At 59.7% G+C, this 23,988-nt stretch carries 21 protein-coding genes; 6 read left to right on the top strand and 15 right to left on the bottom strand.

Annotated elements, in window-relative coordinates; all coding sequences use genetic code 11:
- Nucleotides 1–43 precede the first annotated feature (43 nt).
- The 3 genes from rpoD to rpsU all read right to left on the bottom strand — a co-directional run bounded on the left by rpoD (nucleotide 44) and on the right by rpsU (nucleotide 4,512).
- A complete protein-coding gene (gene rpoD / locus ICY20_RS05880; RefSeq protein WP_159961250.1) occupies nucleotides 44–1,894 on the bottom strand; it encodes an RNA polymerase sigma factor RpoD in 1,851 nt (616 codons plus the stop codon).
- Nucleotides 1,895–1,961: 67 nt separating this feature from the next.
- Nucleotides 1,962–3,935, bottom strand: coding sequence for a DNA primase (gene dnaG / locus ICY20_RS05875; RefSeq protein WP_194937119.1), 1,974 nt, complete (start codon nucleotides 3,933–3,935; stop codon nucleotides 1,962–1,964).
- A gap of 361 nt (nucleotides 3,936–4,296) precedes the next feature.
- The gene (gene rpsU / locus ICY20_RS05870) at nucleotides 4,297–4,512 is read right to left on the bottom strand and encodes a 30S ribosomal protein S21 (protein WP_002551877.1); all 216 of its coding nucleotides are present in this window, start codon (nucleotides 4,510–4,512) and stop codon (nucleotides 4,297–4,299) included.
- Between the two features lie 202 nt (nucleotides 4,513–4,714).
- Between rpsU and tsaD the strand changes: the two genes are divergently transcribed.
- On the top strand, nucleotides 4,715–5,740 hold the full coding sequence (gene tsaD, locus ICY20_RS05865; protein ID WP_159961246.1) for a tRNA (adenosine(37)-N6)-threonylcarbamoyltransferase complex transferase subunit TsaD: 1,026 nt from the start codon (nucleotides 4,715–4,717) through the stop codon (nucleotides 5,738–5,740).
- Nucleotides 5,741–5,783: 43 nt separating this feature from the next.
- Here tsaD and plsY read toward each other — a convergent pair whose 3' ends face one another.
- Nucleotides 5,784–6,353, bottom strand: coding sequence for a glycerol-3-phosphate 1-O-acyltransferase PlsY (gene plsY / locus ICY20_RS05860; RefSeq protein WP_122513974.1), 570 nt, complete (start codon nucleotides 6,351–6,353; stop codon nucleotides 5,784–5,786).
- A gap of 74 nt (nucleotides 6,354–6,427) precedes the next feature.
- On the opposite strand from plsY, the gene folB reads away from it, so the two are divergent.
- Entirely contained in the window at nucleotides 6,428–6,781 is a 354-nt protein-coding gene (gene folB, locus ICY20_RS05855) for a dihydroneopterin aldolase (RefSeq protein ID WP_015886183.1), read from the top strand.
- Nucleotides 6,772–7,290, top strand: coding sequence for a 2-amino-4-hydroxy-6-hydroxymethyldihydropteridine diphosphokinase (folK, locus tag ICY20_RS05850; RefSeq protein ID WP_159961244.1), 519 nt, complete (start codon nucleotides 6,772–6,774; stop codon nucleotides 7,288–7,290). Before folB ends, folK begins: the two co-directional genes overlap by 10 nt.
- A gap of 43 nt (nucleotides 7,291–7,333) precedes the next feature.
- On the opposite strand, the gene ICY20_RS05845 is transcribed toward folK, so the two are convergent.
- The 11 genes from ICY20_RS05845 to ICY20_RS05795 all read right to left on the bottom strand — a co-directional run bounded on the left by ICY20_RS05845 (nucleotide 7,334) and on the right by ICY20_RS05795 (nucleotide 21,373).
- Nucleotides 7,334–8,563 (bottom strand): multifunctional CCA addition/repair protein, encoded by a 1,230-nt coding sequence (locus ICY20_RS05845; protein WP_194937118.1) that lies wholly within the window; start codon nucleotides 8,561–8,563, stop codon nucleotides 7,334–7,336.
- 63 nt (nucleotides 8,564–8,626) lie between these two features.
- A complete protein-coding gene (locus tag ICY20_RS05840; RefSeq protein ID WP_194937117.1) occupies nucleotides 8,627–10,192 on the bottom strand; it encodes a SpoVR family protein in 1,566 nt (521 codons plus the stop codon).
- Nucleotides 10,189–11,460 (bottom strand): YeaH/YhbH family protein, encoded by a 1,272-nt coding sequence (locus tag ICY20_RS05835; protein WP_016977872.1) that lies wholly within the window; start codon nucleotides 11,458–11,460, stop codon nucleotides 10,189–10,191. The genes ICY20_RS05840 and ICY20_RS05835 overlap by 4 nt, the downstream gene beginning before the upstream one ends.
- Nucleotides 11,461–11,574: 114 nt before the next feature.
- Nucleotides 11,575–13,497 (bottom strand): PrkA family serine protein kinase, encoded by a 1,923-nt coding sequence (locus ICY20_RS05830; RefSeq protein WP_105698153.1) that lies wholly within the window; start codon nucleotides 13,495–13,497, stop codon nucleotides 11,575–11,577.
- A gap of 285 nt (nucleotides 13,498–13,782) precedes the next feature.
- On the bottom strand, nucleotides 13,783–14,112 hold the full coding sequence (gene glpE / locus ICY20_RS05825) for a thiosulfate sulfurtransferase GlpE (protein WP_159961236.1): 330 nt from the start codon (nucleotides 14,110–14,112) through the stop codon (nucleotides 13,783–13,785).
- Between the two features lie 8 nt (nucleotides 14,113–14,120).
- Nucleotides 14,121–14,969, bottom strand: a complete 849-nt coding sequence (locus ICY20_RS05820; RefSeq protein WP_194937116.1) for a symmetrical bis(5'-nucleosyl)-tetraphosphatase — start codon at nucleotides 14,967–14,969, stop codon at nucleotides 14,121–14,123.
- Complete coding sequence (gene apaG, locus ICY20_RS05815; RefSeq protein ID WP_010206973.1) at nucleotides 14,969–15,349, bottom strand: Co2+/Mg2+ efflux protein ApaG; 381 nt, start codon at nucleotides 15,347–15,349, stop codon at nucleotides 14,969–14,971. The genes ICY20_RS05820 and apaG overlap by 1 nt, the downstream gene beginning before the upstream one ends.
- Before the next feature lie 97 nt (nucleotides 15,350–15,446).
- Nucleotides 15,447–16,259: a 16S rRNA (adenine(1518)-N(6)/adenine(1519)-N(6))-dimethyltransferase RsmA gene (rsmA, locus tag ICY20_RS05810; protein ID WP_017739504.1), complete on the bottom strand. Its 813-nt coding sequence runs from the start codon at nucleotides 16,257–16,259 to the stop codon at nucleotides 15,447–15,449.
- Nucleotides 16,256–17,245 (bottom strand): 4-hydroxythreonine-4-phosphate dehydrogenase PdxA, encoded by a 990-nt coding sequence (pdxA, locus tag ICY20_RS05805; RefSeq protein WP_194937115.1) that lies wholly within the window; start codon nucleotides 17,243–17,245, stop codon nucleotides 16,256–16,258. The genes rsmA and pdxA overlap by 4 nt, the downstream gene beginning before the upstream one ends.
- The gene (locus ICY20_RS05800) at nucleotides 17,242–18,582 is read right to left on the bottom strand and encodes a peptidylprolyl isomerase (protein ID WP_159961230.1); all 1,341 of its coding nucleotides are present in this window, start codon (nucleotides 18,580–18,582) and stop codon (nucleotides 17,242–17,244) included. The genes pdxA and ICY20_RS05800 overlap by 4 nt, the downstream gene beginning before the upstream one ends.
- Entirely contained in the window at nucleotides 18,557–21,373 is a 2,817-nt protein-coding gene (locus tag ICY20_RS05795) for an LPS-assembly protein LptD (protein WP_194937114.1), read from the bottom strand. The genes ICY20_RS05800 and ICY20_RS05795 overlap by 26 nt, the downstream gene beginning before the upstream one ends.
- 130 nt (nucleotides 21,374–21,503) lie before the next feature.
- Between ICY20_RS05795 and ICY20_RS05790 the strand changes: the two genes are divergently transcribed.
- The 3 genes from ICY20_RS05790 to ICY20_RS05780 are packed head-to-tail and all read left to right on the top strand — an operon-like array spanning nucleotide 21,504 to nucleotide 23,978.
- Nucleotides 21,504–22,529 (top strand): aminoglycoside phosphotransferase family protein, encoded by a 1,026-nt coding sequence (locus ICY20_RS05790; protein WP_194937113.1) that lies wholly within the window; start codon nucleotides 21,504–21,506, stop codon nucleotides 22,527–22,529.
- The gene (murU, locus tag ICY20_RS05785; protein WP_159961215.1) at nucleotides 22,526–23,209 is read left to right on the top strand and encodes an N-acetylmuramate alpha-1-phosphate uridylyltransferase MurU; all 684 of its coding nucleotides are present in this window, start codon (nucleotides 22,526–22,528) and stop codon (nucleotides 23,207–23,209) included. Before ICY20_RS05790 ends, murU begins: the two co-directional genes overlap by 4 nt.
- Nucleotide 23,210: 1 nt before the next feature.
- Entirely contained in the window at nucleotides 23,211–23,978 is a 768-nt protein-coding gene (locus tag ICY20_RS05780) for a TerB family tellurite resistance protein (RefSeq protein ID WP_194937112.1), read from the top strand.
- The last annotated feature ends 10 nt before the right edge of the window (nucleotides 23,979–23,988 follow it).

Below are 23,988 nucleotides of genomic sequence, written 5' to 3'. Positions count from 1 at the left end.
CTATAGAAAGCAAAACCCCCGGCCTGGGCCGGGGGTTCTGTTATCACTCGTCGAGGAAGGAGCGCAGATGCTCGCTTCGCGTCGGGTGGCGCAACTTGCGCAGCGCCTTGGCTTCGATCTGACGGATCCGCTCGCGGGTCACGTCAAACTGCTTACCGACTTCCTCAAGGGTGTGGTCGGTATTCATGTCGATGCCGAAACGCATGCGCAGTACCTTGGCTTCACGGGCAGTGAGGCCGGAGAGTACGTCGCGAGTCGCTTCTTTGAGGCTCTCAACAGTGGCGACATCGATTGGCGACTGCATGGTCGAGTCTTCGATGAAGTCACCCAGGTGGGAGTCTTCGTCATCACCGATCGGGGTTTCCATGGAGATCGGCTCTTTAGCGATCTTCAATACCTTGCGGATTTTATCCTCAGGCATTTCCATGCGTTCGCCCAGCTCTTCCGGGGTCGGCTCGCGACCCATTTCCTGCAACATCTGCCGGGAAATACGGTTGAGCTTGTTGATCGTCTCGATCATGTGCACCGGAATACGGATGGTGCGGGCCTGGTCGGCAATCGAGCGAGTGATCGCCTGACGGATCCACCAGGTGGCATAAGTCGAGAACTTGTAGCCGCGACGGTATTCGAACTTGTCCACAGCCTTCATCAAGCCGATGTTGCCTTCCTGGATCAGGTCGAGGAATTGCAGGCCACGGTTGGTGTACTTCTTGGCGATGGAGATCACCAGACGCAAGTTCGCTTCAACCATCTCTTTCTTCGCGCGGCGGGCTTTAGCCTCACCGATCGACATGCGACGGTTGATATCCTTGATCTCGGCAATCGTCAGACCGGTTTCGGTCTCCAATGCTTGCAGCTTCTGCTGGCAACGGATGATGTCCGGCTGCAGGCGGCCAATGGCTTCAGCGTACTTCGCCTTGCCTTTGGCCAGTGCGTCAGACCAGCTTTCGTCAACTTCATTGCCCGGGAACTGGCGCAGGAAGTCAGCACGCGGCATGCGCGCATCACGGACACAGAGCTGCATGATCGCACGCTCTTGTGCACGCAGACGCTCAAGGGCGCTACGAACGCGCTCAACCAGGCCTTCGAATTGCTTCGGTACCAGCTTGATCGGCATGAACAGCTCAGCCAGCGCCAGCAGCTCGGCAATTGCCAGCTTGTTGGAGCGACCGTGCTTTTTCAGTGCCTTGCGGGTGATTTCCATTTGATCGGAAACCGCACCGAAACGCTGGGCAGCGATGATCGGGTCTGGACCGCTTTCGACTTCTTCTTCGTCGTCGGTGCTGGCTTCAGCCTCGTCGTCGTCGGAGTCATCGTCCGCTTTCGCGGCTTTGGCATCGACAGGCGGCGGTACTTCGGCAGCAGGCGGCGCGATGCCGTCGTCCGGGTCGATATAACCGCTCAGGACGTCGGACAGGCGGCCACCTTCGGTGGTGACGCGAGTGTACTCGGAGAGAATGTGGTCAACCGTGCCAGGGAAGTGCGCGATTGCGCCCATCACTTCACGGATACCCTCTTCAATACGCTTGGCGATTTCGATTTCGCCTTCACGTGTCAGCAACTCGACGGTACCCATTTCACGCATATACATGCGCACAGGGTCAGTCGTGCGACCGATGTCGGTCTCCACCGCGGCCAACGCGGCAGCGGCTTCTTCAGCGGCTGCCTCGTCGGTATCGGCGTCGGCCAACATAAGGGCGTCCGCATCCGGAGCACTCTCGTGTACGGGGATCCCCATGTCATTAATCATGCGGATGATGTCTTCCACCTGCTCTGGATCTGAAATATCCTCAGGCAGGTGGTCGTTGACCTCTGCGTAAGTCAGATACTTCTGCTCACGACCCAGGGTGATCAACTCTTTGATACGAGACTGCTGTTGCGCTTTTCCGGACATAACACCCTATCCACTGAAGGTCTTGGCGGGCAAAAAACAAGCCGAGGATTATACCCGAGCTATGACCTCACACGCCAGCTGAGGTCGGGTTTGATGCGGAAACATTCTGTTTTAAGAGGTCGCGCATCTGTTTTGCTATCTGAATTTGCTCTTCAGCCGTTAATCCCGGCTGCCTTGCTCTCTTAATGAGCTCATCGAGGGTCTGCGTGTGCTGACCCGCTGATAACCTAGTAATGGTGTCTAAAAACTGTTGTTCAAGGTTATCGCCGTCAATTAGCCACTCCTTTTCTGCGAGTGCTTTCAACAATCGGCCTTGTTCGGTGCCATGCCAGCGAGCCATGAGCTGAATAGAGTTTAGCTTAGGATTTTTCTGCACGGCTTCGATCAGCGCGATCAGCACCTGTGCATAAGTATTGCTCTCGTTGGCAAAATGATCGGCGCTTTCAACCTTGCCCGCCAATTGCGGGTGATGGATAAGTGTGCGCAGGGCAATCAGCGTTGGTGCTTCTACGGCGACCGGCGTGCGCGGGGCGTATGCCTCATCGCGGTCACCGCGCTTGCCGTTCTTGCTCCAGGGTTTCTTATCCCATTGCTTGCCGCCGGCGCCGGGCTTTTTCGGTGTCCACTCTTGCTGGGGGGCGTAGGCCTCCTGCGGTTGGTGGAAGTCGGAATAGTCCGGCATGGCGTCGTAATCCATGCCTGGGTCGTAGGCCGGTGGCGGCGCATCCTGCGGTGCGCTGTGCACCAGCTGGCTGACCGCTTCGCCACTCAGGCCGGTGATTTCCAGCAAGCGCTGGCGCATCAGGGTGCGCAAATTGGCGCCTGGCACTTTGTCGATCAGCGGTGCCGCGAGGGTGGCCATGTGGGCCTTGCCTTCGAGGGAGCGCGGGTCGGCTTCTTCGGTCAGTTGCTGGAAGAAATAATCGGCCAGCGGCTGCGCATGTTGGTTAATGCGCGCACGGAACGCGTCGGTGCCTTCGGAGCGCACCAGGGTGTCCGGGTCTTCGCCTTCGGGCAGGAACAGGAAGCGCGCGCGACGCCCGTCCTGCAGGCTCGATAGCGTGGCTTCGAGGGCGCGCCATGCAGCGTTGCGGCCGGCTTGGTCGCCGTCGAAGCAGAACAGCACGCTCGGCACCACGCGGAACAGACGCTTCAAATGTTCTTCGCTGGTGGCTGTACCCAGCGTGGCTACGGCGTTGCGCAAGCCTTGTTGGGCTAGCGCGATCACGTCCATGTAGCCCTCAACCACGATGATTTCATCGAGGTTGCGATTGTTTTTGCGTGCTTCGAACAGCCCGTAGAGTTCCTGGCCCTTGTGGAACACCGGGGTTTCCGGGGAGTTCAGGTACTTGGGTTTATCGTCCCCCAGCACGCGGCCACCGAAGGCAATGATGCGGCCGCGGCTGTCGCGTATCGGGAACATCACCCGGTCGCGAAAGCGGTCGTAGCGCTTGCCGGTCTCGGCGTTTTCCACCAACAGGCCAGCGTCGATCATGGCTTTTTGCTGCAGGGTGTCGCTGCTCAGGTGCTTGTAGAGATTGTCCCAGCCAGGCGGCGCGAAGCCGAGGCCGAAGTCGCGGGCGATTTCCCCAGTAAGGCCTCGGCCCTTGAGGTAATCGACGGCGGCTTTGCGCTGCGGATGGCTTTTAAGCGCCTGACGGTAAAAGTCGGCAGCGGCTGTCAGCAGCGGGTACAGCGGCGAATCAGTAGGCTGTCGCGGTTTGTGCGGGCGGCCACTTTCTTCGCGGGGGATTTCCATGCCAGCGGCTTTGGCCAGGTCTTCGACAGCCTGGGGGAAGTCCAGGTTGTCGTGGTCCATCAGGAAGCCGAGGGCATTGCCGCCCGCGCCGCAGCCGAAGCAGTAATAGAACTGCTTATCGGGGCTGACGCTGAACGACGGGGTTTTTTCTTTGTGGAATGGGCAGCAGGCGGTGTAGTTCTTGCCGGCTTTTTTCAGCTGCACGCGCGAGCTGACAACATCGACGATGTCGGTGCGGTTCAGAAGGTCGTCAATAAAGCTCTGGGGAATAAGCCCGGCCATGGCGTTCTCGTCATCACTGCGTGTAAATGAGGGCCCGTGAAGTGCTCAAGCCAACGTGTCGTAGGGCTCGACCATCAATCGTCTGCTTGGGTTGCATTGAAGTGTATCTGCCGAACATTCACTGACGTTAGTTTCTGGTCAGTCTTTGGCATGGAAGAAAAGGGGGGTGTGCTCGTCAGTAGCCTTGGTAGGCTCGTCAGAAGAGACGTGCACGCTGGCAAAAGAGCCAGTCCTGACGTGTGAAGCAGTTGTATCGGTCGCATGTGCGGCGTCAACAGTGAAGCATCAAGCGATATCCGCAAATGCCAACAGCCCGGCTGAGGGCCGGGCTTGGCAGAAGCTTGCTACGAACGTCTGTGTATTAGTACAGACGAACGGCGCGGCGCTGTTCGCGCTGAACTTTCTTCGCGTGACGCTTAACAGCGGCTGCTGCTTTGCGCTTACGCTCAGAAGTTGGCTTCTCGTAAAATTCGCGGCTACGAACTTCAGCCAGTACACCGGCTTTTTCGCAGGAGCGCTTGAAACGACGCAGAGCTACGTCGAAGGGTTCGTTCTCTTTAACTTTGACGGCTGGCATCCAGAGCTACCTTCTTTCATTACCGGGATCAACGTTCTCGTCGCAAGAAATTCGCGGCTGAGGTCGTCGGTTTTTAAGGGTTGCGGATGTTAACCCCTCATTGACCGGAATGCAAAGCCTCTGATCGAAAACCGCTAGTCGGGAGGGGGAGCGGCGACTATTATGCGCGCCTTCGAATCTAGCCTCTACAAGGCGCAAACCCATGCTAGTACTGGGACTTGAAACCTCCTGCGACGAAACCGGTGTCGCACTTTACGACAGTGAACGCGGGCTTTTGGCCGATGCACTGTTCAGTCAGATCGACCTGCACCGTGCGTATGGCGGTGTTGTGCCGGAGCTGGCCAGCCGTGATCACGTCAAACGCATGCTGCCCCTGATTCGTCAGGTGTTGGATGAGGCCGGCTGCGTGCCGACCGAGATCGACGCGATCGCTTATACCGCCGGCCCCGGATTGGTCGGAGCCCTGCTGGTTGGGGCTTCTTGCGCCCAGGCATTGGCATTTGCGTGGGGCATCCCGGCCCTCGGTGTGCACCACATGGAAGGCCATTTGCTGGCGCCCATGTTGGAAAAGACCCCACCAGAGTTCCCGTTCGTCGCTTTGTTGGTTTCTGGCGGTCATACGCAACTGGTTCAGGTGGATGGCATCGGCCAATACACCCTGTTGGGTGAGTCTCTGGACGACGCCGCCGGCGAAGCTTTCGACAAGACTGCGAAGATGATGGGCCTCAATTACCCCGGCGGTCCGGAAATCGCCCGTCTCGCCGAACAGGGCGTGGCCGGTCGCTACACGTTCCCGCGCCCGATGTGTGATCGCCCAGGCCTGATGTTCAGCTTCAGCGGCTTGAAAACCTCCGCGTTGAACACGTGGCAGCACAGCGTCAGCGCCGGGGACGACAGCCAGCAAGCCCGTTGCGACATCGCGCTGGCGTTCCAGCAGGCCGTGGTGGAGACTTTGACCATCAAGTGCAAGCGGGCCTTGAAACAGGCCGGCATGAAGCGCTTGGTGATCGCAGGCGGCGTCAGCGCCAACAAGGCTTTGCGTGCTTCGTTGGAAAAAATGCTCGGTGACATGAAGGGCGATGTGTTCTACGCACGCCCCGAGTTCTGCACCGACAATGGCGCGATGATCGCCTACGCCGGTTGCCAGCGCTTGCAGGCCGGGCAACATGAAAGCTTGGCGATCAGCGTGCAGGCACGCTGGCCGATGGAGCAGTTGTCGCCGTTGTGAGCCGTTGTAGGGCCGCAACGTGAGCCGGGCTCATCGCCGGTATTTAAAAATGCCGTTCGCGCCCGGCAAACAGGTCGCGTAAATTGCCCCGGTGGCGCCAGACGATCAGCAGAGTCAACACGCTCATCGGCAACAGCGCCGCTGGCTCCTGCCAAGCCAGCAGTGGCAGGGTCAGTGGGGTGGCGATCAACGCGGCGAGCGAGCTGGTGCGGGTCAGGTAGAACGTCAGCAGCCAGGCGAGCACGGCCAGCAGCGCAGCCGGTGGGTAGATGCCCAGCAGCATGCCAGCCGCCGTGGCGACACCCTTGCCACCGCGAAAGCGGAAGTACAAGGGGAACAAATGGCCGAGGACGGCGCACACGCCAACCCAGGCCTGTTGTTGCAGGGTAAGGCCGGCGAGGCTGGCGATAAGCACGGGCAGCAGGCCCTTGCACACATCGCCCAGCAGCGTCAGTACGGCGAGTTTCTTGCCAGCCAGGCGCAACATATTGGTGGCGCCGGCATTGCCTGAGCCACTCATTCGCGGGTCGGGGTTTCCCGTCAGGCGGCTGAGCAAAATGGCGAAGGACAGCGAGCCGAGCAGGTAGGCGAGAGTCGCCAGTAACCAAAACATGCTAACTATTCCGGGCGAGGACGCCCTGATTCTAACGGGGCATCGCGCCCTTGTCGTGCTGCGGAGAAGAGTGCTTGGACAGAGTGTTTATCGAAGGCCTGGAAGTCGACACCGTAATCGGGGCCTACGACTGGGAGCGCGGAATCCGCCAATGCCTGCGCCTGGACCTGAGCTTCGCCTGGGACAACCGCCCGGCTGCGGCCGGTGACGACCTGACCCTGGCACTGGATTACGCCAGTGTGTCGGCGCGTATCCAGGCCTTTGCCGAGCAATCCCAGTACCAGTTGGTGGAAACGTTCGCCGAGCGTCTGGCCGAAGTGTTGATGAGCGAATTCCAGATTCCCTGGCTGCACCTCAAGTTGACCAAGCCCGGTGCCGTACCGGCTGCAAAGGGCGTGGGCGTGGAGATCGAGCGCGGATGTCGCTAACTCAGGTTTACCTTGGCCTTGGCAGCAATATCGAGCGCGAGAGCCATCTGTGCGCCGGTCTTGATGCGTTGGCGAGTTTTTTGACAGATGTACGCTGCTCGGCGGTGTTTGAAAGCCAACCGGTGGGTATCAAGAGCGGGCCGTTCTTCAACCTGGTGGTATCGGCCTACACCGATTTATCGTTGATGGAGCTCGATCGTCGATTGAAGTTCATCGAGGCCGATAACGGTCGCTACGCGCCGGACCGCAAGGGCCTGCCGCTGGATATCGACGTGCTGCTCTATGGCGAGTTGGTGGGTAACTTCGATGGTTTGATCCTGCCGCGTGCCGAGATCCTCAAGAATGCCTTCGTGCTTTGGCCGCTGTCGTTGATGGCCCCACAGCGCGTGCATCCGGAGGCGGGCAAGACCTTGGCCGAACTGTGGCGAGATGCGCAGATCGACCAGGTGCTGGCGCCTGTCGCGTTTGAATGGCAGGGCCAGCAACTCACGCCTGATGAGCTTCTGTAGGCGCTGAGCATTCTGTGGCGAGGGAGCAAGCTCCCTCGCCACACTACAGCGTGTGTTGTTCTTTGTAGGCTTTCAGTGCCTTGAGCCGTTCATGCTTGAGCGCTTCCCCCAGCTCCGGGCCTTTGAAGCCTTTCTCCAGTAGCGGTGCCACCGCCACTTCGCGTGCGACCTGCGCCGCCCTGCGTAAATAATCTGCCTGTGGATAACTGCGCTGCTCAAAACCCTTGCGGCCCCGGGCGTCCATTTCGCAGGCGACCACAAACTCTTCAAAACGCTGCGGCCGGCGGTACACGTCGAAACTTTGCAGCAACTCCAGCAATGTCGAGGCTTTCAGCTCCAGGGCGCGATGGCCGTGGGTGTGATATTGGCAAACCAACAGCGCCAATTCCTGGCAGTCTTTTGGCACCTTAAAGCGTTCGTTGACCGCTTTTACCAGCTTCAAGCCGGTGTGTTCATGGGCAATATGCTGCGGCAACTTATCCACAGGCGTCAGGCCTTTGCCCAGATCATGCAGCAGGCAGGCCCAGCGTACGGTCAGTGGTTGTTGATGCAGAGCTGCCTGTTCCAGCACGCTCAGGGTATGCACGCCGGTGTCGATCTCGGGGTGATGGGCTGCGGGTTGCGGCACGCCAAATAGCGCATCGACTTCCGGCATCAAGGTTTTCAGGGCGCCGCAATCGCGCAGCACCTGGATAAACACCTGAGGCTGATTTTCCATCAGTGCGCGGGAGATTTCTTTCCAGCTGCGTTCGGGCGTCAGCGCCTCAAGTTCGCCGGATTCGCTGAGTTGGCGCATCAGCTCCAGGGTTGGCGGCGCAACGGTAAACCCGAGAGGGGCATAGCGCGCAGCGAAACGGGCAACCCGTAGTACTCGTAGGGGATCTTCGGCGAACGCAGGGGAAACGTGACGCAAAATGCGCGCTTCCAGATCTTGCCGGCCGTGGTACGGATCGGTCAGGTTGCCGTCGTCATCTTCCGCCATGGCATTGATGGTCAGGTCGCGGCGGATCAGGTCTTCTTCCAGCGTTACCTCAGGGCTGGCATGGAATACAAAGCCGCCGTAACCCCGGCCGCTCTTGCGTTCGGTGCGGGCGAGGGCGTATTCGTCGCCGTTTTTCGGGTCCAGGAAGACCGGGAAGTCTGCGCCCACCGGTTTGAACCCCTTGGCGAGCATCTCTTCGGCCGCCGCACCCACGACAACGCGGTCGATATCGGTGACCTTGATACCGAGCAAGCGGTCACGTACCGCGCCGCCGACTTTGTAGATTTTCATGAAAAAGCCTCCATTAGCGGCACAGGATACCGCCTGTGCCTGGCCAATGGAGGCTTTGCTGTTTTAGAGATGAACGACGGCCAGGTCCAGGCGGCCGTAGTCGTTGTCGTTGTGATCGCTGCGTGGTGGCACGTGATGAGTTTTCATCACTTGATCGCCCTGCAGGGTCTCCAGGTGAATATCGAACCCCCATAGCCGATGAAGATGCTTAAGCACTTCGTCAGTGGATTCGCCCAAGGGTTTACGGTCGTGCTGTTGGTGGCGCAGGGTCAGAGAGCGATCGCCGCGTACATCGATGCTGTAGATCTGCACGTTGGGCTCGCGGTTGCCCAGGTTGTACTGCGCCGCCAGGGTTTCGCGGATGGTGCGATAGCCCGGCTCATCGTGGATCGCCGGTACTACCAGGTCGTCCTTGAGGTCGTCATCGAGGATGCTGAACAGTTTGAGGTCGCGAATCACCTGGGGTGACAGGTACTGCAGGATAAAACTCTCATCCTTGAAACTGCTCATCGCGAACTTGATGGTCGACAGCCAATCACTGCCGGCGATTTCCGGGAACCAGCGGCGGTCTTCTTCGGTTGGATGTTCGCACATGCGCCGAATGTCGCGGTACATGGCAAAGCCCAGTGCGTACGGGTTGATGCCGCTGTAGTAGGGGCTATCGAAGCCTGGCTGGAACACCACGCTGGTGTGGGAAGTGAGGAACTCCATCATGAAACCGTCGGTCACCAGACCCTCGTCGTACAGGTCGTTCATCAGCGTGTAGTGCCAGAACGTAGCCCAGCCTTCGTTCATCACCTGGGTTTGGCGCTGTGGATAAAAGTACTGGGCGATCTTGCGCACGATCCGCACGATTTCCCGCTGCCAGGGCTCCAGCAATGGCGCGTGCTTTTCCAGAAAATACAGGATGTTTTCCTGAGGTTCGGCGGGGAAGCGCGCATTGTCCTTGTCGCTGTTTTTACCGGTCTTTTTAGGGATGGTGCGCCACAGGTCGTTGATCTGTTTTTGCAGATGCTCTTCACGTTCCTTCTGGCGTAGGCGCTCTTCCTCGGCAGAAATAGGATACGGGCGCTTGTAGCGGTCCACGCCGTAGTTCATCAGTGCATGGCAGGAATCGAGCAGGTCTTCCACCGCATCGATGCCGTGGCGTTCCTCGCATTGCATGATGTACTGCTTGGCGAACACCAGGTAATCGATGATCGAACTGGCGTCGGTCCAGGTGCGGAACAGGTAATTGCCCTTGAAGAAGCTGTTATGCCCATAACAGGCGTGGGCCACCACCAGTGCCTGCATGCAGATGGTGTTTTCTTCCATCAGGTAGGCGATGCACGGGTCGGAGTTGATCACGATCTCGTAGGCCAAGCCCATCTGGCCGCGGCTGTAGGACTTCTCAGTGCTGAGGAAGTGTTTGCCGTACGACCAATGGTGATAGCCCAGCGGCATGCCCACGGAGGCGTAGGCATCCATCATCTGTTCGGCGGTGATGACTTCAATCTGGTTGGGGTAGGTGTCCAGGGCATAACCCGCCGCAATGCGGCTGATTTCCCGGTCGTACGCCTGGATCAGTTCAAAGGTCCACTCGGACCCTGTGGAAATGGGTTGGCGCTTTTGCTCTTTTTTGGCGGTCATGTCACTAACCTGCGCTGGAAGAGTTCACGGAAGACCGGGTAGATATCGCCGGCCGAGACCAGTTGCTGCTGGGCAAACGTGTCGGCAAAGGCTTCGCCGATGCGCTCGTATTCGAACCACAGGGCCTGGTGCTCACGGGGGGTGATTTCAACGTAAGTGTAGTACTGCACGAACGGCATGATCTGGTTGATCAGGATGTCGCGGCAGATGGGCGAGTCGTCGTTCCAGTTGTCACCGTCCGAGGCCTGGGCCGCGTAGATGTTCCACTCGTTGGCTGGGTAGCGTTCGGCCATGATCTCCTGCATCAGTTTCAAGGCGCTGGAGACAATGGTGCCGCCGGTTTCCCGTGAATAGAAAAACTCCTCTTCGTCCACTTCTCGGGCGCTGGTGTGATGGCGGATGAACACCACGTCGATCTTGTCGTAGTTGCGCTTCAAAAACAGGTACAGCAGGATGAAGAAGCGCTTGGCGATGTCCTTGGTGGCTTGGGTCATGGAGCCAGACACGTCCATCAGGCAAAACATCACGGCCTTGGAGCTGGGGTTGGGTTGTTTGACCAGCAAGTTGTATTTCAGGTCGAAGGTGTCAAGGAATGGCACGCGGTGAATACGTGCACTGAGTTTCTCGATTTCCGCCTCGATTTCCTGGATATCGCCGAAGTTGTCGGGTTCTTCACGCTTCAAGCGCGCCAACTCCTCCTTGGCCTCTTTCAATTTTGCGCGACTGCTGCCTGACAGCGCGATACGCCGCGCATGGGCCGAGCGCAGGGTGCGAATGATATTGATGCGGGACGGGTTGCCCTCGTTGCTGATGCCGGCGCGCACGGTCTTGAAGGTGTCGGTGCCGGTGAGGTTACGCTTGACCAGGTTGGGCAGCTCCAGGTCTTCGAACATGAATTCGAGGAATTCTTCCTGGGTGATCTGGAAGACGAACTCGTCCATGCCCTCGCCGGAGTTGCCGGCCTTGCCCGGGCCTTTACCGCCGCCACCGCCTTGGGGGCGCTGGATATGTTCTCCGGTGGTGAACTCCTTGTTGCCGGGGTGCACGACGGTCTGTTTACCGCCCCGGCCGTGGTGCAGCACCGGTTCGTCGATGTCCCGGCCGGGAATGCTGATTTGCTCGCCATGTTCCATATCGGTAATGGAGCGGCGGCTCACGGCCTCTTCGACGGCTTTTTTGATGTGGTCACGGTAGCGCCGCAGGAAACGCTGGCGGTTTACCGTGCTCTTGTTCTTGCCATTGAGGCGTCGGTCGATCACATAGCTCATAGGGGAGCCCTCCGGGCAGCTTCACGTTACAAGCTTCAAACTGCGAGCTGGAAGCTTAAAGACAGGCGGTCAGTAGCCAGGCCAAAGGCCTGGCACTGCACGCTCGTCGCTGCCTTACTGCGATTTGCGAACCCGCAGGTACCACTCGGAGAGCAGTCGTACCTGTTTGTCGGTGTAACCACGCTCGACCATTCGTGTGACGAAGTCGTTGTGTTTTTGCTGATCCTCCTTGCTGGCCTTGGCATTGAAGCTGATGACCGGCAGCAGGTCCTCGGTGTTGGAGAACATTTTCTTCTCGATGACCACCCGCAGCTTCTCGTAGCTGAGCCAGGTTGGGTTTTTGCCGTTGTTGTTGGCGCGGGCGCGCAGTACGAAGTTGACGATTTCGTTGCGGAAATCCTTCGGATTGCTGATGCCGGCCGGTTTCTCGATTTTCTCCAGTTCTTCGTTGAGGGCCACGCGGTTGAGGATCTCGCCGGTCTCCGGATCGCGGTATTCCTGATCCTGAATCCAGAAGTCGGCGTACAGCACGTAGCGGTCGAAGATGTTCTGGCCGTATTCGCTGTAGGACTCCAGGTACGCAGTCTGGATTTCCTTGCCGATAAACTCGATGTAGCGCGGTGCCAGGTATTCCTTGAGGAAGCGCAGGTAGCGCTCGCGGGTTTCGGCCTGGAATTGCTCCTGCTCGATTTGCTGCTCCAGCACATACAGCAAGTGCACCGGGTTGGCGGCGATCTCGTGGGGGTCGAAGTTGAAGACCTTGGACAGGATCTTGAACGCGAAACGTGTCGACAGGCCGTTCATGCCTTCGTCCACACCCGCGCTGTCGCGGTATTCCTGGATCGACTTGGCCTTGGGGTCGGTGTCTTTGAGGTTTTCGCCGTCGTACACGCGCATCTTCGAGTAGATGTTCGAGTTCTCCGGTTCTTTGAGGCGCGACAGCACGGTGAACTGGGCGAGCATCTTCAGGGTGTCGGGTGCGCAATGGGCCTTGGCCAGGGAGCTGTTGAACAGCAGTTTGTCGTAAATTTTGATCTCATCGCTGACCCGCAGGCAGTACGGCACCTTGACGATGTAGATCCGGTCGATGAAGGCTTCGTTGTTCTTGTTATTGCGGAAGGTGTGCCACTCCGATTCGTTGGAGTGGGCCAGCAAAATACCCGTGAACGGAATCGCCCCCAGGCCTTCGGTACTGTTGTAGTTGCCTTCCTGGGTGGCGGTGAGCAGTGGGTGCAGCACCTTGATCGGTGCCTTGAACATTTCCACGAACTCCATCAGGCCCTGGTTGGCCCGGCACAGTGCGCCCGAGTAGCTGTAGGCGTCGGCGTCGTTCTGTGGGAATTCTTCCAGCTTGCGGATATCGACCTTACCCACCAGCGCCGAAATGTCCTGGTTGTTTTCGTCGCCGGGCTCGGTCTTGGCCACGCCGATTTGATTGAGGATCGACGGGTAGAGTTTGACCACCCGGAACTGGCTGATATCACCACCGAACTCGGCCAGGCGCTTGGTGGCCCACGGCGACATGATGGTGTTGAGGTAGCGCCTTGGAATGCCGAAATCTTCTTCGAGAATCGCGCCATCTTCGGTGGCGTTGAACAGGCCCAAAGGCGACTCGAAGACCGGTGAGCCCTTGATGGCGTAGAAGGGCACTTTCTCGATCAGTTGTTTGAGCTTTTCGGCCAGGGATGACTTACCGCCACCGACGGGGCCGAGCAGGTAAAGGATTTGTTTCTTCTCTTCCAGGCCTTGGGCGGCATGGCGGAAGTAGGAGACGATCTGGTCGATGCATTCTTCCATTCCGTGGAAGTCTTCAAAGGCCGGATAGCGGCGGATCACCTTGTTGGAAAATATTCGCGACAGGCGCGAATTGTTGGAGGTGTCTACCAGTTCCGGCTCGCCGATCGCCAGCAGCAGGCGTTCGGCGGCAGACGCGTAGGTGCTGCGGTCCTTTTTGCACAGCTCGAGATACTCTTGCAGCGTGAGTTCTTCCTGCTGTGTGGACTCAAAGCGTTGTTGGAAGTGGCTAAAGATACTCATGACGTCGTCACCTCGCTCGATACGTGGAGCCGACGCCGGATCAATCAGTCGATGCTGGCAGTCATTGGCGTACGCCAATGGCTGTTTTCCCCCCAGAACACCCTCAAACGCTACCGATGACCCGCACGCCGGTGTACCGGCTCTCCCCTGATTCGGATGGCCTGCGCTTAAGGATAGTTCGGAATCCGGGAGGTCAAGGCGCGATGCGTAATTAGTTTGGCTGCGCCGTTCGTCAGAAACGGCGCGAGCCCAAGCGTCACGCGGGGTAGCGGGGTTTGAAAAAAATTATTGCGAATCGCCTGACGAAATTTCCGCAGGATAAGTCGTACGCCACAGTTCAAAGCCACCGTCCAGGCTATAGACGTCGGAGAAGCCCTGGCTGATCAGGTAAGCCGCTGCGCTCTGGCTGGAATTGCCGTGGTAGCACGCCACGATCACGGGTGCATCGAGGTCGGCGGCGCGGATGAAATCGGCGATGTTAACGTTGTCCAGGTGCTGTGCACCGGTGATGTGGGCAGCGGTGTAAGTAGGCTGGTCGCGGATATCGACGACTACCGCGCCTTGCTCGCGCAAGGCCTGGGCTTGTTCGGGAGAGATACGTTTGAATTCGCTCATGGGGGCTCCTAGGGCTTGGCGGCCGGCAGGGTAACGGAAAGGGGGGATTCACACTGGCAGCTATGGCGCTCGCCAGTGTCGATGTTCATCAGGGTCATGGCGCCGCCCCACACGCAACCGGTGTCGAGGGCGTGCACGCCAGGCTCATTGCACTGGCCTTCAAGGGCCGCCCAGTGACCGAAGACGATCTGCGTTTCGCGGGTCTTGCGGTCTTTGTGGGCGAACCACGGCTTGTAGCCGGGCAGGGCGGTATCGGCGCCTTCTTTGCTTTTGAGGTCCAGCTTGCCTTCGGCAGTACAGAAGCGCATGCGCGTGAAGTAGTTGGTGATCACGCGCAGGCGTGCGACGCCAGTGAGGTCGTTGTCCCACTTCACAGGTTCGTTGCCGTACATGCCGTCGAGGTAAGTGGTGTACAGGTTGTCATCGGCCAGCACGCTTTCGACTTCGGCGGCGCACTTGAGGGCTTTCTTCAGCGTCCACTGGGGCGGGATGCCGGCATGCACCAGGGCCATGTTGCGACCCTCATCGTAATGCAGGAGCTTTTGTCGGCGCAGCCAGTCGAGCAGCTCGGCACAGTCTGGCGCTTCGAGGATTTCCCGCAGGGTATCGCCCTTTTTCAGACGCTCGATGTTATTGCCAGCGGCCAGCAGGTGCAGGTCGTGGTTGCCCAGTACACACACCAGGGAGTCACGCAGGCTATATAAGTAGCGCAGCGTCGCCAGGGATTCGGGGCCACGGTTGACCAGGTCACCGACCAACCACAGGCGGTCGCGTACCGGGTCAAAGGCTACGCGTTCAAGCAGGCACTTCAGGGGCTCCAGGCAGCCTTGCAGATCACCGACCGCATACGTCGCCATCAGTGCAGGGCTCCGGGCACGGCAAGGCGAAAGGGCGCGATGATGGCGTCGAACAGTTGGCCGTCGGTGGCTTTCATCTGATACGAGCCCTGCATGGTGCCGACCTTGGAGGTCATCACCGTGCCGCTGCTGTAGGTGTGGCTCGCGCCGCTGTCGATCAGCGGCTGTTGGCCAACCACGCCGGCGCCGCGTACTTCTTCGACCTGGCCGTCACCGTCAGTGATCACCCAGTGGCGTGACAGCAACTTGGCCGGCACCAGCCCGTTGTTCTTCACCGTGATGGTGTAGGCAAAGGCGAAGCGGTTCTGTTCAGGTTGGGATTGGTCCGCCAGGAAGCGGGTGACGACGCTGACGTCGATCTGGTAGCGAGGATCAGACATGCAAGAGGCCTTAAAAGCGGAGGACAGCAGATGCGAGTCAGTCTAGGCCAAGAGGTGGGCACTAGGCCAGACATGTGTCTGGCCATGCTCAGGGGTGTCAGTCGGCGGCTGGCGCGGGCTGGATAGCCAATTGGTCGGCCAGGCGCACGAATGCGGCCAGGTCCAATTGCTCGGGGCGCAAGCTACCGTCGACGCCGGCAGCCTCGATTTCAGCGTTGCTCAGCAGGGCCTTGAGGGTGTTGCGCAAGGTCTTGCGGCGCTGGTTGAAGGCTTCGCGTACGACGCGCTCCAGCAACTTGTGATCCTTGGCCGGGTGCGGCAGTACGGCGTGAGGCACCAGGCGCACGATGGCAGAGTCGACCTTCGGCGGCGGGTTGAATGCGCCAGGGCCGACGTTGAACAGATGTTCCACGCGGCAGTGGTACTGAACCATGATCGACAGACGGCCCCAGTCACCACCGCCAGGGCCAGCGGCCAGGCGCTCAACCACTTCCTTTTGCAGCATGAAGTGCATGTCGCGGATGATCCCGGCGTTGTTCAGCAGGTGAAAAATCAGCGGCGTAGAGATGTTGTACGGCAGGTTACCCACCACACGCAGGCTGTTAGGCGCCGCGTTGAGGCTATTGAAGTCGAACTTCAGCGCATCGCCCTGATGCAGGTTGAAGTTGGGCTTGTCGGCGAACTGCTGGTTGAGGATCGGGATCAGGTCTTTGTCCAGTTCCACCACATCCAGTTGGCCACCGCTGGCCAGCAGGCCTTGGGTCAGTGCGCCCTGGCCTGGGCCGATTTCCAGCAGGCGGTCTTCGGGCTTGGCATGGATGGAGCGCAGGATGCGGTCGATCACGCCAGCGTCGTGCAGGAAGTTTTGCCCGAAACGCTTACGCGCCCGGTGTTGGTAATGCTCGGTCATATGCGGGTCTCGGCCATCTGATAGGCGGTTTCCAGGGCCACGTGCAGGCTGCCGGTATCGATCTTGCCGCTGCCCGCGAGGTCCAGGGCAGTGCCATGGTCGACGGAGGTGCGGATGATCGGCAGGCCCAGTGTCACGTTGACGGCGGCGCCGAAGCCTTTGTATTTAAGCACCGGCAGCCCCTGGTCGTGGTACATCGCCAGCACTGCGTCGCAGTGCTCCAGATATTTGGGGGTAAACAGAGTGTCTGCAGGCAGCGGGCCACGCAGGTCCATGCCTTCTTGGCGCAGACGCTCCAGGGTTGGTTCGATGATGTCGATTTCTTCATGGCCCAGGTGGCCGCCTTCACCGGCGTGTGGGTTGAGCCCACAGACCAGGATGCGCGGTTGGGCGATGCCGAATTTTTGTTGCAGGTCGGCATGCAGGATGCGCGTGACGCGTTCCAGCCGCTCGACGGTAATGGCGTCGGCAATCTCACGCAGCGGCAGGTGCGTGGTCACCAAGGCGACGCGCAGGCCGCGTGTAGCCAGCATCATCACGACTTGTTCGGTATGAGTCAGCTCGGCAAGAAACTCGGTATGCCCGGAAAAGGCGATGCCAGATTCGTTGATCACGCCCTTGTGCACCGGGGCGGTGATCATGCCGGCGAAGTCGCCGTCGATGCAGCCTTGCCCGGCTCGGGTCAGGGTTTGCAGGACGAATGCGGCGTTGGCCTTATCCAGTTGCCCGGCAACCACCTTGGCTTGCAGTGGGGTGTCCCACACATACAGGCTGCCGGCGGGGGCGGGCAGGTCGGGCCAGTTGCCTGGCGACACATCCAGCAAACTGACAGCCACGCCCAGTTGCGCGGCCCGCTCAAGGAGCAGGTCGCGGCTGGTAATGGCGATCAGGGGGTGTGGCTGGGCGTGCGAGGCGAGCAGCAGGCACAGGTCTGGACCAATGCCGGCCGGCTCGCCGGGTGTTACCGCGAAACGCTGGGGTTTCACTGAGTTGCCTGGTCGGTGCCTGTTTGCTCGGCGCCTGGCAGCTTGTTCTCTACGTAGGCTTCGTCACGGATCTGACGCAACCAGGTTTGCAGCTCTTCGTCGTATTTGCGGTTACGCAGTACGTTCAGGGCTTGTTGCTCGCGGGCCTGGCTGGTGTTGTCGGTGGCGCGACGGCCAAGGACTTCCAGCACGTGCCAGCCGTATTGGGTCTTGAACGGCTTGGACAGAACGCCTTGCGGGGTCTTGGCCATGACGTCCTGGAACTCAGGCACCAGTGCCTTCGGGTCGATCCAGTTCAGGTCGCCGCCGTTAAGGGCAGAACCCGGGTCTTCCGAGAAGCTCTTGGCCAGGGTGGCGAAGTCTTCACCGCTTTCAATGCGGTCATAGATCTTCTGGGCCAGTTCCTTGGTTTGGGCTTCGGTGCGAATTTCGCTTGGTTTGACCAGGATATGACGAACATGGACTTCGTCTTTCAGCGAGGTCTCGCCACCGCGACGCTCCAGCAACTTCAGGATGATGAAACCACCTGGAGTGCGGGCCGGCTGGGTGATACCGCCAACTTCCATGGCGCTCAGCTCACGGTCGAACGGAGGTGGCAACTGAGCCGCTTTACGCCAGCCCATGTCACCGCCTTCGAGGGCGTTGTCGCTGCCGGACACGGCAATGGCCGTCTGGGCAAAGTCAGCACCTGCTTTCAGACGGTCATAGACAGCCTGGGTTCGGGCGGCGGCGGCATTGAGTTGCTCAGAGTTGGCGCTGTCCGGTGTCGGGATCAGGATATTGGCCAGGTGCAATTCTTCGGAGAGCTGCATCTTGCCTAGGTCCGAGGCCAAGAAGTTCTTCACTTCCTGCTCGGAAACCTGAACCCGCTCGGCCACACGGCGCTGACGCACACGGCTGATGATCATTTCGCGACGGATCTGGTCACGGGCGTCCTCATAGGACAAACCGTCGTGGGCCAGGGCTGCACGGAACTGGTCAATGCTCATGTTGTTACGCTGGGCAATGGTGCCTACCGCCTGGTTCAGTTCTTCGTCCGAAATACGGATGCCGGAACGATCACCAATCTGCAGTTGCAGGTTCTCGACGATCAGACGCTCAAGAACCTGTTGGTCCAGGACGCTGGTAGGCGGCACGCCACCGCCACGCTTGGCGATGGTTTGCTGAACTTCCTTGACGCGGTTGTCCAGTTGGCTCTGCATGATCACGTCGTTATCGACGATGGCCACTACCTTATCCAGTTCTTGAACCGCAGCGTGCGCCGATGCGGTGCCCAGGAACAACGCGCCCAGCACTAGCGGGCGCAGACAATCAGAAAGCTTGGTCTTCACGTTCACGATAACCTTCAATGCCTTTGTCGAGGAAGCTCTCTACCTTGGCGCCGGTCAGGCCGCCGAGTCCTTTGAGGACGATCTGCAGGAAGAGCCCGTGGTCACCCTTTTCGTTAAGCGGGGCGATCTGGCTGTATTCGTCGTTGGAAACCCAGTAACGGTTGATGACGCGCAGTTTCCAGCAGCAGTTGTCGTACTCGAAACCACCGAAGGCTTCCAGGGTACGGTTGCGGGCGTAGTCGTACTGCCAGCGGGTGATCAGGTTCCACTGTGGAATGATCGGCCACATCATCGAGAAGTCGTGTTGCTGGATTTTGTAGTAATCCTTCACGTAGTTCGGGTCGCCTGGCTGACCGTAGTCGCCACCGAACTGCCATTTACCCGTCGTCTGGTTGTAAACGACTTGGTCATTACGATAGCGGTAGCCAACGTTGATGATCTTGTTCGGGTTGTCTTCCGGCTGGTAGTGAAGCATCGCGCTACCGGAACGAGGAGCGTGCTCTTCGGTGTCCCAGTTGTAGTCGGCGGTGGCGCGCCAGTCGCGGTTGAAGCGGAACTCGTAGTCCAGTGCCACTGGCGAAACGTCAGTGTTCGCGTCGGCACGGTCGGCGGCGAGGATACCTGGCAGTTGCACTTCGCGGTCCTTGAAGTACAGCGCCTGGCCCACGGAGACGCGCTGACGTTCGAAGCCGTTGTCTTCGATCCAGCGGCTGGTCAAGCCCAGGGACAGCTTGTTTTCGTCGCCGATACGGTCGGTGCCGCTGAAGCGGTTGTCGCGGAACAGCGACGCGTAGCTGAACGAGTACTCGCTGGTGTCGAAGACCGGGATATCAGCCTGGTCCTTGTTGGGCACGTACAGGTAGAACGCACGTGGCTCCAAGGTCTGGCGATAGTCAGTACCGAACCAGTTGGTGTTGCGGTCGAAGTACAGGCCGCTGTCGACGCTGGCAACCGGGATTGCGCGGTCCTGGGAGCTTTTGAACGTGCCGCCCGCATATTGGGTGCCGGCTTGAGCCGCTGCCGCTTGGGCTGCGACGATGTCGTTCTTACCCTGGCTGTCCAAGTCCAAATCGTACTTGGTGTAAACGTACTTGAGCTTCGGCGTCACAAAGCCGTAGCTCCAGTTCATCGGGTATTCAACGGCTGGCGCTACGTTCAGGCGGGTACCGTTTGCACGGGTCAGGCCGGTAACGTAGGTGTCCAGGCGACGCTCAGAGGCACCGTCTTCGTTGATGAAGTTACCGTTCTCCAGGCTGCGTTCGAACCGAACAGCTTCGGTTTCGTAGCTGAAGTTCAGGCCACCAGGATGGAATGGCAGCTGACCATTGAAGGTGATCTGCGGCAACCGGTCATAAGGTGTGATCTGGGAGATCGTCGCCAGTTGATAGGCTTGTACGTTCAAACGTGCCTGGAAGGTATCGCCACGATAGGTCACGGCACCTTGCTGGTTCACGTAGTCGCGGCTCTCGACGCCTTCTTGATAGGACTTGAGGTCCTGGAAGTAGTACGGGTCGCTGATCGTTGTGTAGTCGACCTCGGTCATTACACGCGAATCTACACCGCCCTTATGCTGCCAGTTGAGCATGTAGCGGGTTTTTTCGTAATCGGTCTGACGCTTGCGCTCGTCGTTGTCGTCGTTCAGGTACGCGCCGCCGAACTGGCCTTCGCTGGACTTGGTGAGGTAGCGGAACTCGCCTTCCATCATCATGCCGCGCTTGGTCATGTATTGCGGGTACAACGTGGCGTCGTAGTTGGGCGCCAGGTTGAAGTAGTACGGCGTAACCAGGGTAAAGCCGGTCTCGCTGCCGGAGCTGAAGCTCGGCGGCAGGAAGCCGGATTGGCGACGGTCGTCGATCGGGAAGTAGATGTAGGGGGTGTACAGGATCGGAATGTTCTTGATCCGCAACGTCGCGTTGGTGGCCGTACCGAAACCGGTGGCCGGGTTCAACGTGATGTTGTTGCCCCTGAGCTGCCAGGCGTTGCTGTCTGGCTCGCAGGTGGTGTACGTACCGTCCTTGAGACGGATGATCGCGTTTTCGGCACGCTTGGCGTACAGCGCGTTACCGCGGATGCGCGACTTGTGCAGCACGTATTCGGCGTTGTCGATCTGCGCCGCGCCAGTGTCCAGCTGAACTTCGGCGTGGTCGCCGACGATCAGGGCACCGTTGTCGCGCAGGCGCACCTTGCCGTTCAGCTCGCCACGGTTTTCAGCCTGGTACAGGCTGGCTTCCTCGGACTCCAGCTGCATGCTGCCCTGGCGCATGACGACGTCACCGGCCAGGGTTGCAACTTGCTGTTCCTGCTCGTAACGAGAGGCCTTGGCACCGATGAAGGTAGGCGCATCGCTCTTGTTCGTCTTGTCGTTCATGCCAGGACGAATCGGCTCGATGTACGCACCACCGCAATACGGGCCGGTTTCGGCCAGTTGGGCGGCGGTCAGCTTATCGCGGGGTACCCAGTCCAGGTGGCTGTAGTCAGCGCTGCGCGAACGCAGGCCACGGCCCTTGGAGTCGGTGACCAGCTCGGTCTGCGGCACGGCCTCGGCTTTGCCGCCGCTGACAGCGGCTTGCGCCGTGTCGTTGGCTGAGCTGACGGCTGCGCCGTCATGCACCGGGCGCGGTGGCAACGGGGCAGCGGCGGTTTTCGGCGCGCAATCCCAAGCACCCGAAGCAGAGACTGAGCAGTCATACTGTTCCGCGGCGACCACGAATGAGGTGGCGAAAGGTTGCATGGCCAGCAGACTGCCGGTTACCAGCAACGGAAATTTTCTACGAAACGCGGGGGATTTCAATGCCATCTTATTAGTCCGGGCTTCCTGCGTGCCATCTGCCCGCGGTGTGGGCCGCACGACTCTCGATGGTCTGAAAAAGATGCGTGATAATAAAGCATGACCCGCTTGACGGCTAGGGCCGTCGGAGACCCTTGTAATGCCCGACCAAGATCTACGTTTACAACAGCTGAAAGTCTGGCTGGATGAGCAGTTGCCGATCCTTTTCAACGCTCAAGGCTGGGGCGCTGTACCCCCGGCCACGTTGACTGCGGCCAGTAGCGACGCGAGTTTCAGGCGCTATTTCCGTTGGGAAAGTAGCGACCGAACTTTCGTGGTAATGGACGCCCCGCCCCCCCAGGAAAACTGCAAACCCTTCGTCGATATCGCTCATTTGCTGGCGAAGTCAGGCATAAATGTTCCAAAAATTTACGCAGAAGATTTGCCGCGCGGCTTTCTTTTGCTCAATGACCTGGGCAGAAAGACTTATCTGGACGTGATTGACGAGCAAAACGCCGATCAATTGTTTGCCGATGCCATCGATGCGTTGCTGGCTTTCCAGCAGTTGCCGATGGACGCGCCGCTGCCCAGTTATGACGTTGCCCTGCTGCGCCGCGAACTGGAACTGTTTCCCGAGTGGTACGTACGTCGGCACCTGGGTGTCGAGTTCGATGCTCGCCAGCAAGCCCTCTGGCAGCGTGCCAGCGATCTGCTGATCGACAGTGCCCTGGCGCAACCCAAGGTACTGGTGCACCGCGACTACATGCCGCGCAACTTGATGATCAGTGAACCGAACCCCGGCGTGCTGGACTTCCAGGATGCGGTCTACGGCCCGGTGACCTACGACATCACCTGCCTGTTCAAGGACGCCTTCCTCAGTTGGCCTCAGGCCCGCGTTCGCGACTGGCAGCGCGGCTACTGGGAGCGTGCGGGTCAAGCCGGCATCCCGGTGCAGGCCGATTTCGATGACTTCCTGCAAGCCAGCGACCTGATGGGCGTGCAACGTCACCTCAAGGTCATCGGCATCTTTGCGCGCATCTGCCATCGCGACGGCAAGCCGCGCTACCTGGCCGACGTGCCGCGCTTCTTTGCTTATATAGAAGCGGTGCTGGCGGATCGCCCTGAGCTGAGCGACCTGGCTGAACTGCTCAGCAGCCTGCGCCAACCTGGCGAGGCACCCGTATGAAGGCCATGATCCTGGCCGCCGGCAAAGGCGAGCGGATGCGTCCGCTCACTTTGCACACGCCAAAACCGTTGGTGCAGGCCGGCGGCAAGCGCTTGATCGAGTATCACCTGGAGGCGCTGGCCAAGGCTGGCTTCACTGACATCGTGATCAACCACGCTTGGCTCGGTCAGCAGATCGAAAGCTACCTGGGGGACGGCGCGCAGTTCGGCCTGCGCATCCGTTACTCGCCGGAAGGTGAGCCGCTGGAAACCGGCGGCGGGATTTTCCAGGCGTTGCCACTGCTGGGGGATGAGCCGTTTTTGGTGGTCAATGGCGATATCTGGACCGACTACGACTTCACCCGGCTTAAACAACCCCTGCAACCCCTACAAGGTCTGGCCCATTTGGTGATGGTCGACAACCCGGCGCATCACCCCTCGGGCGGTGATTTCTATCTGGATCAGGGTTTGCTTCATGATGCAGCGGCCGGTGCCGATAACCTGACCTTCAGTGGCATTTCAGTGCTCGACCCCAAGCTGTTCGCGGGTTGCAGCGCCGGTGCCTTCAAGCTCGCGCCGCTGCTGCGCACGGCGATGGCCAAAGGTTTGGTGACGGGGGAGCACATGGCGGGACGTTGGATCGATGTCGGCACGCTGGAGCGCCTGGCGCAAGTTGAAACCCTGCTGACAGCGGGGCAGTAACATGTTGTGGCCAGGGACGCTGATCGGCGCCGGGGCTGGCTATGCCATTGCCAGTATTCCGGGGGCTTTGTTGGGCGCGCTGCTGGGTCAGGCACTGGATCGCCGCTTGCAACTGTACACCTGGGCGCAACTGCGTGAGCGCCTGGGCGGGCGCTCGGCGTTGCGCAATGACGAGTTGTTATTTGTGCTGCTGGGGCGCCTGGCCAAGAGCAACGGTCGAGTAGTGGATGGTCACATTCAGCAGGCGCGACAGGAGATGCGCTCGCTGGACATGAGCGAGTCCGCCCAGCGCCGTGCCATCGCCGCGTTTAATCGCGGCAAGTCCGGCTCAGACCGCGTACGCAGTTACTTACGCGTGCTTAAGGCTCAGCCCCATGCGGCCGAAGGCGTGTTGCGTGCGTGCTGGCGCATGGTGTGGGCGGACGGCAAGGCGGATGACGCCGAGCGCGATTTGATCGACCTGTGGGGCAAGTGGCTGGGCTGGACGCCACAACAGCTCAAGGCGCTGGCCGCGGATTTCACGCCGGAGCGCAAGCCGTTGGTCAGTCGGGGTGGCAGTTATCAGGACGCGTTGCGCCTGCTGGGCGTGACGGCCACCTCCGAACCTTCGGCGATCAAGCGGGCTTATCGGCGCCTGCTCAGCCGTCATCACCCGGACAAGGTGGCCGGCAGTGGGGCCAGCCCGGCGCAAGTGCGAGAGGCGACCGAGCGTACGCGTGAGTTGCACAGTGCGTATGCGTTGATTCGTGAGCGTCGGGATTTTCGCTGACAGATTGGAT

This window comes from Pseudomonas pisciculturae (assembly GCF_015461805.1).
Lineage (GTDB): Bacteria > Pseudomonadota > Gammaproteobacteria > Pseudomonadales > Pseudomonadaceae > Aquipseudomonas > Aquipseudomonas pisciculturae.
This window is presented reverse-complemented; position numbering and strand designations above follow the sequence as displayed.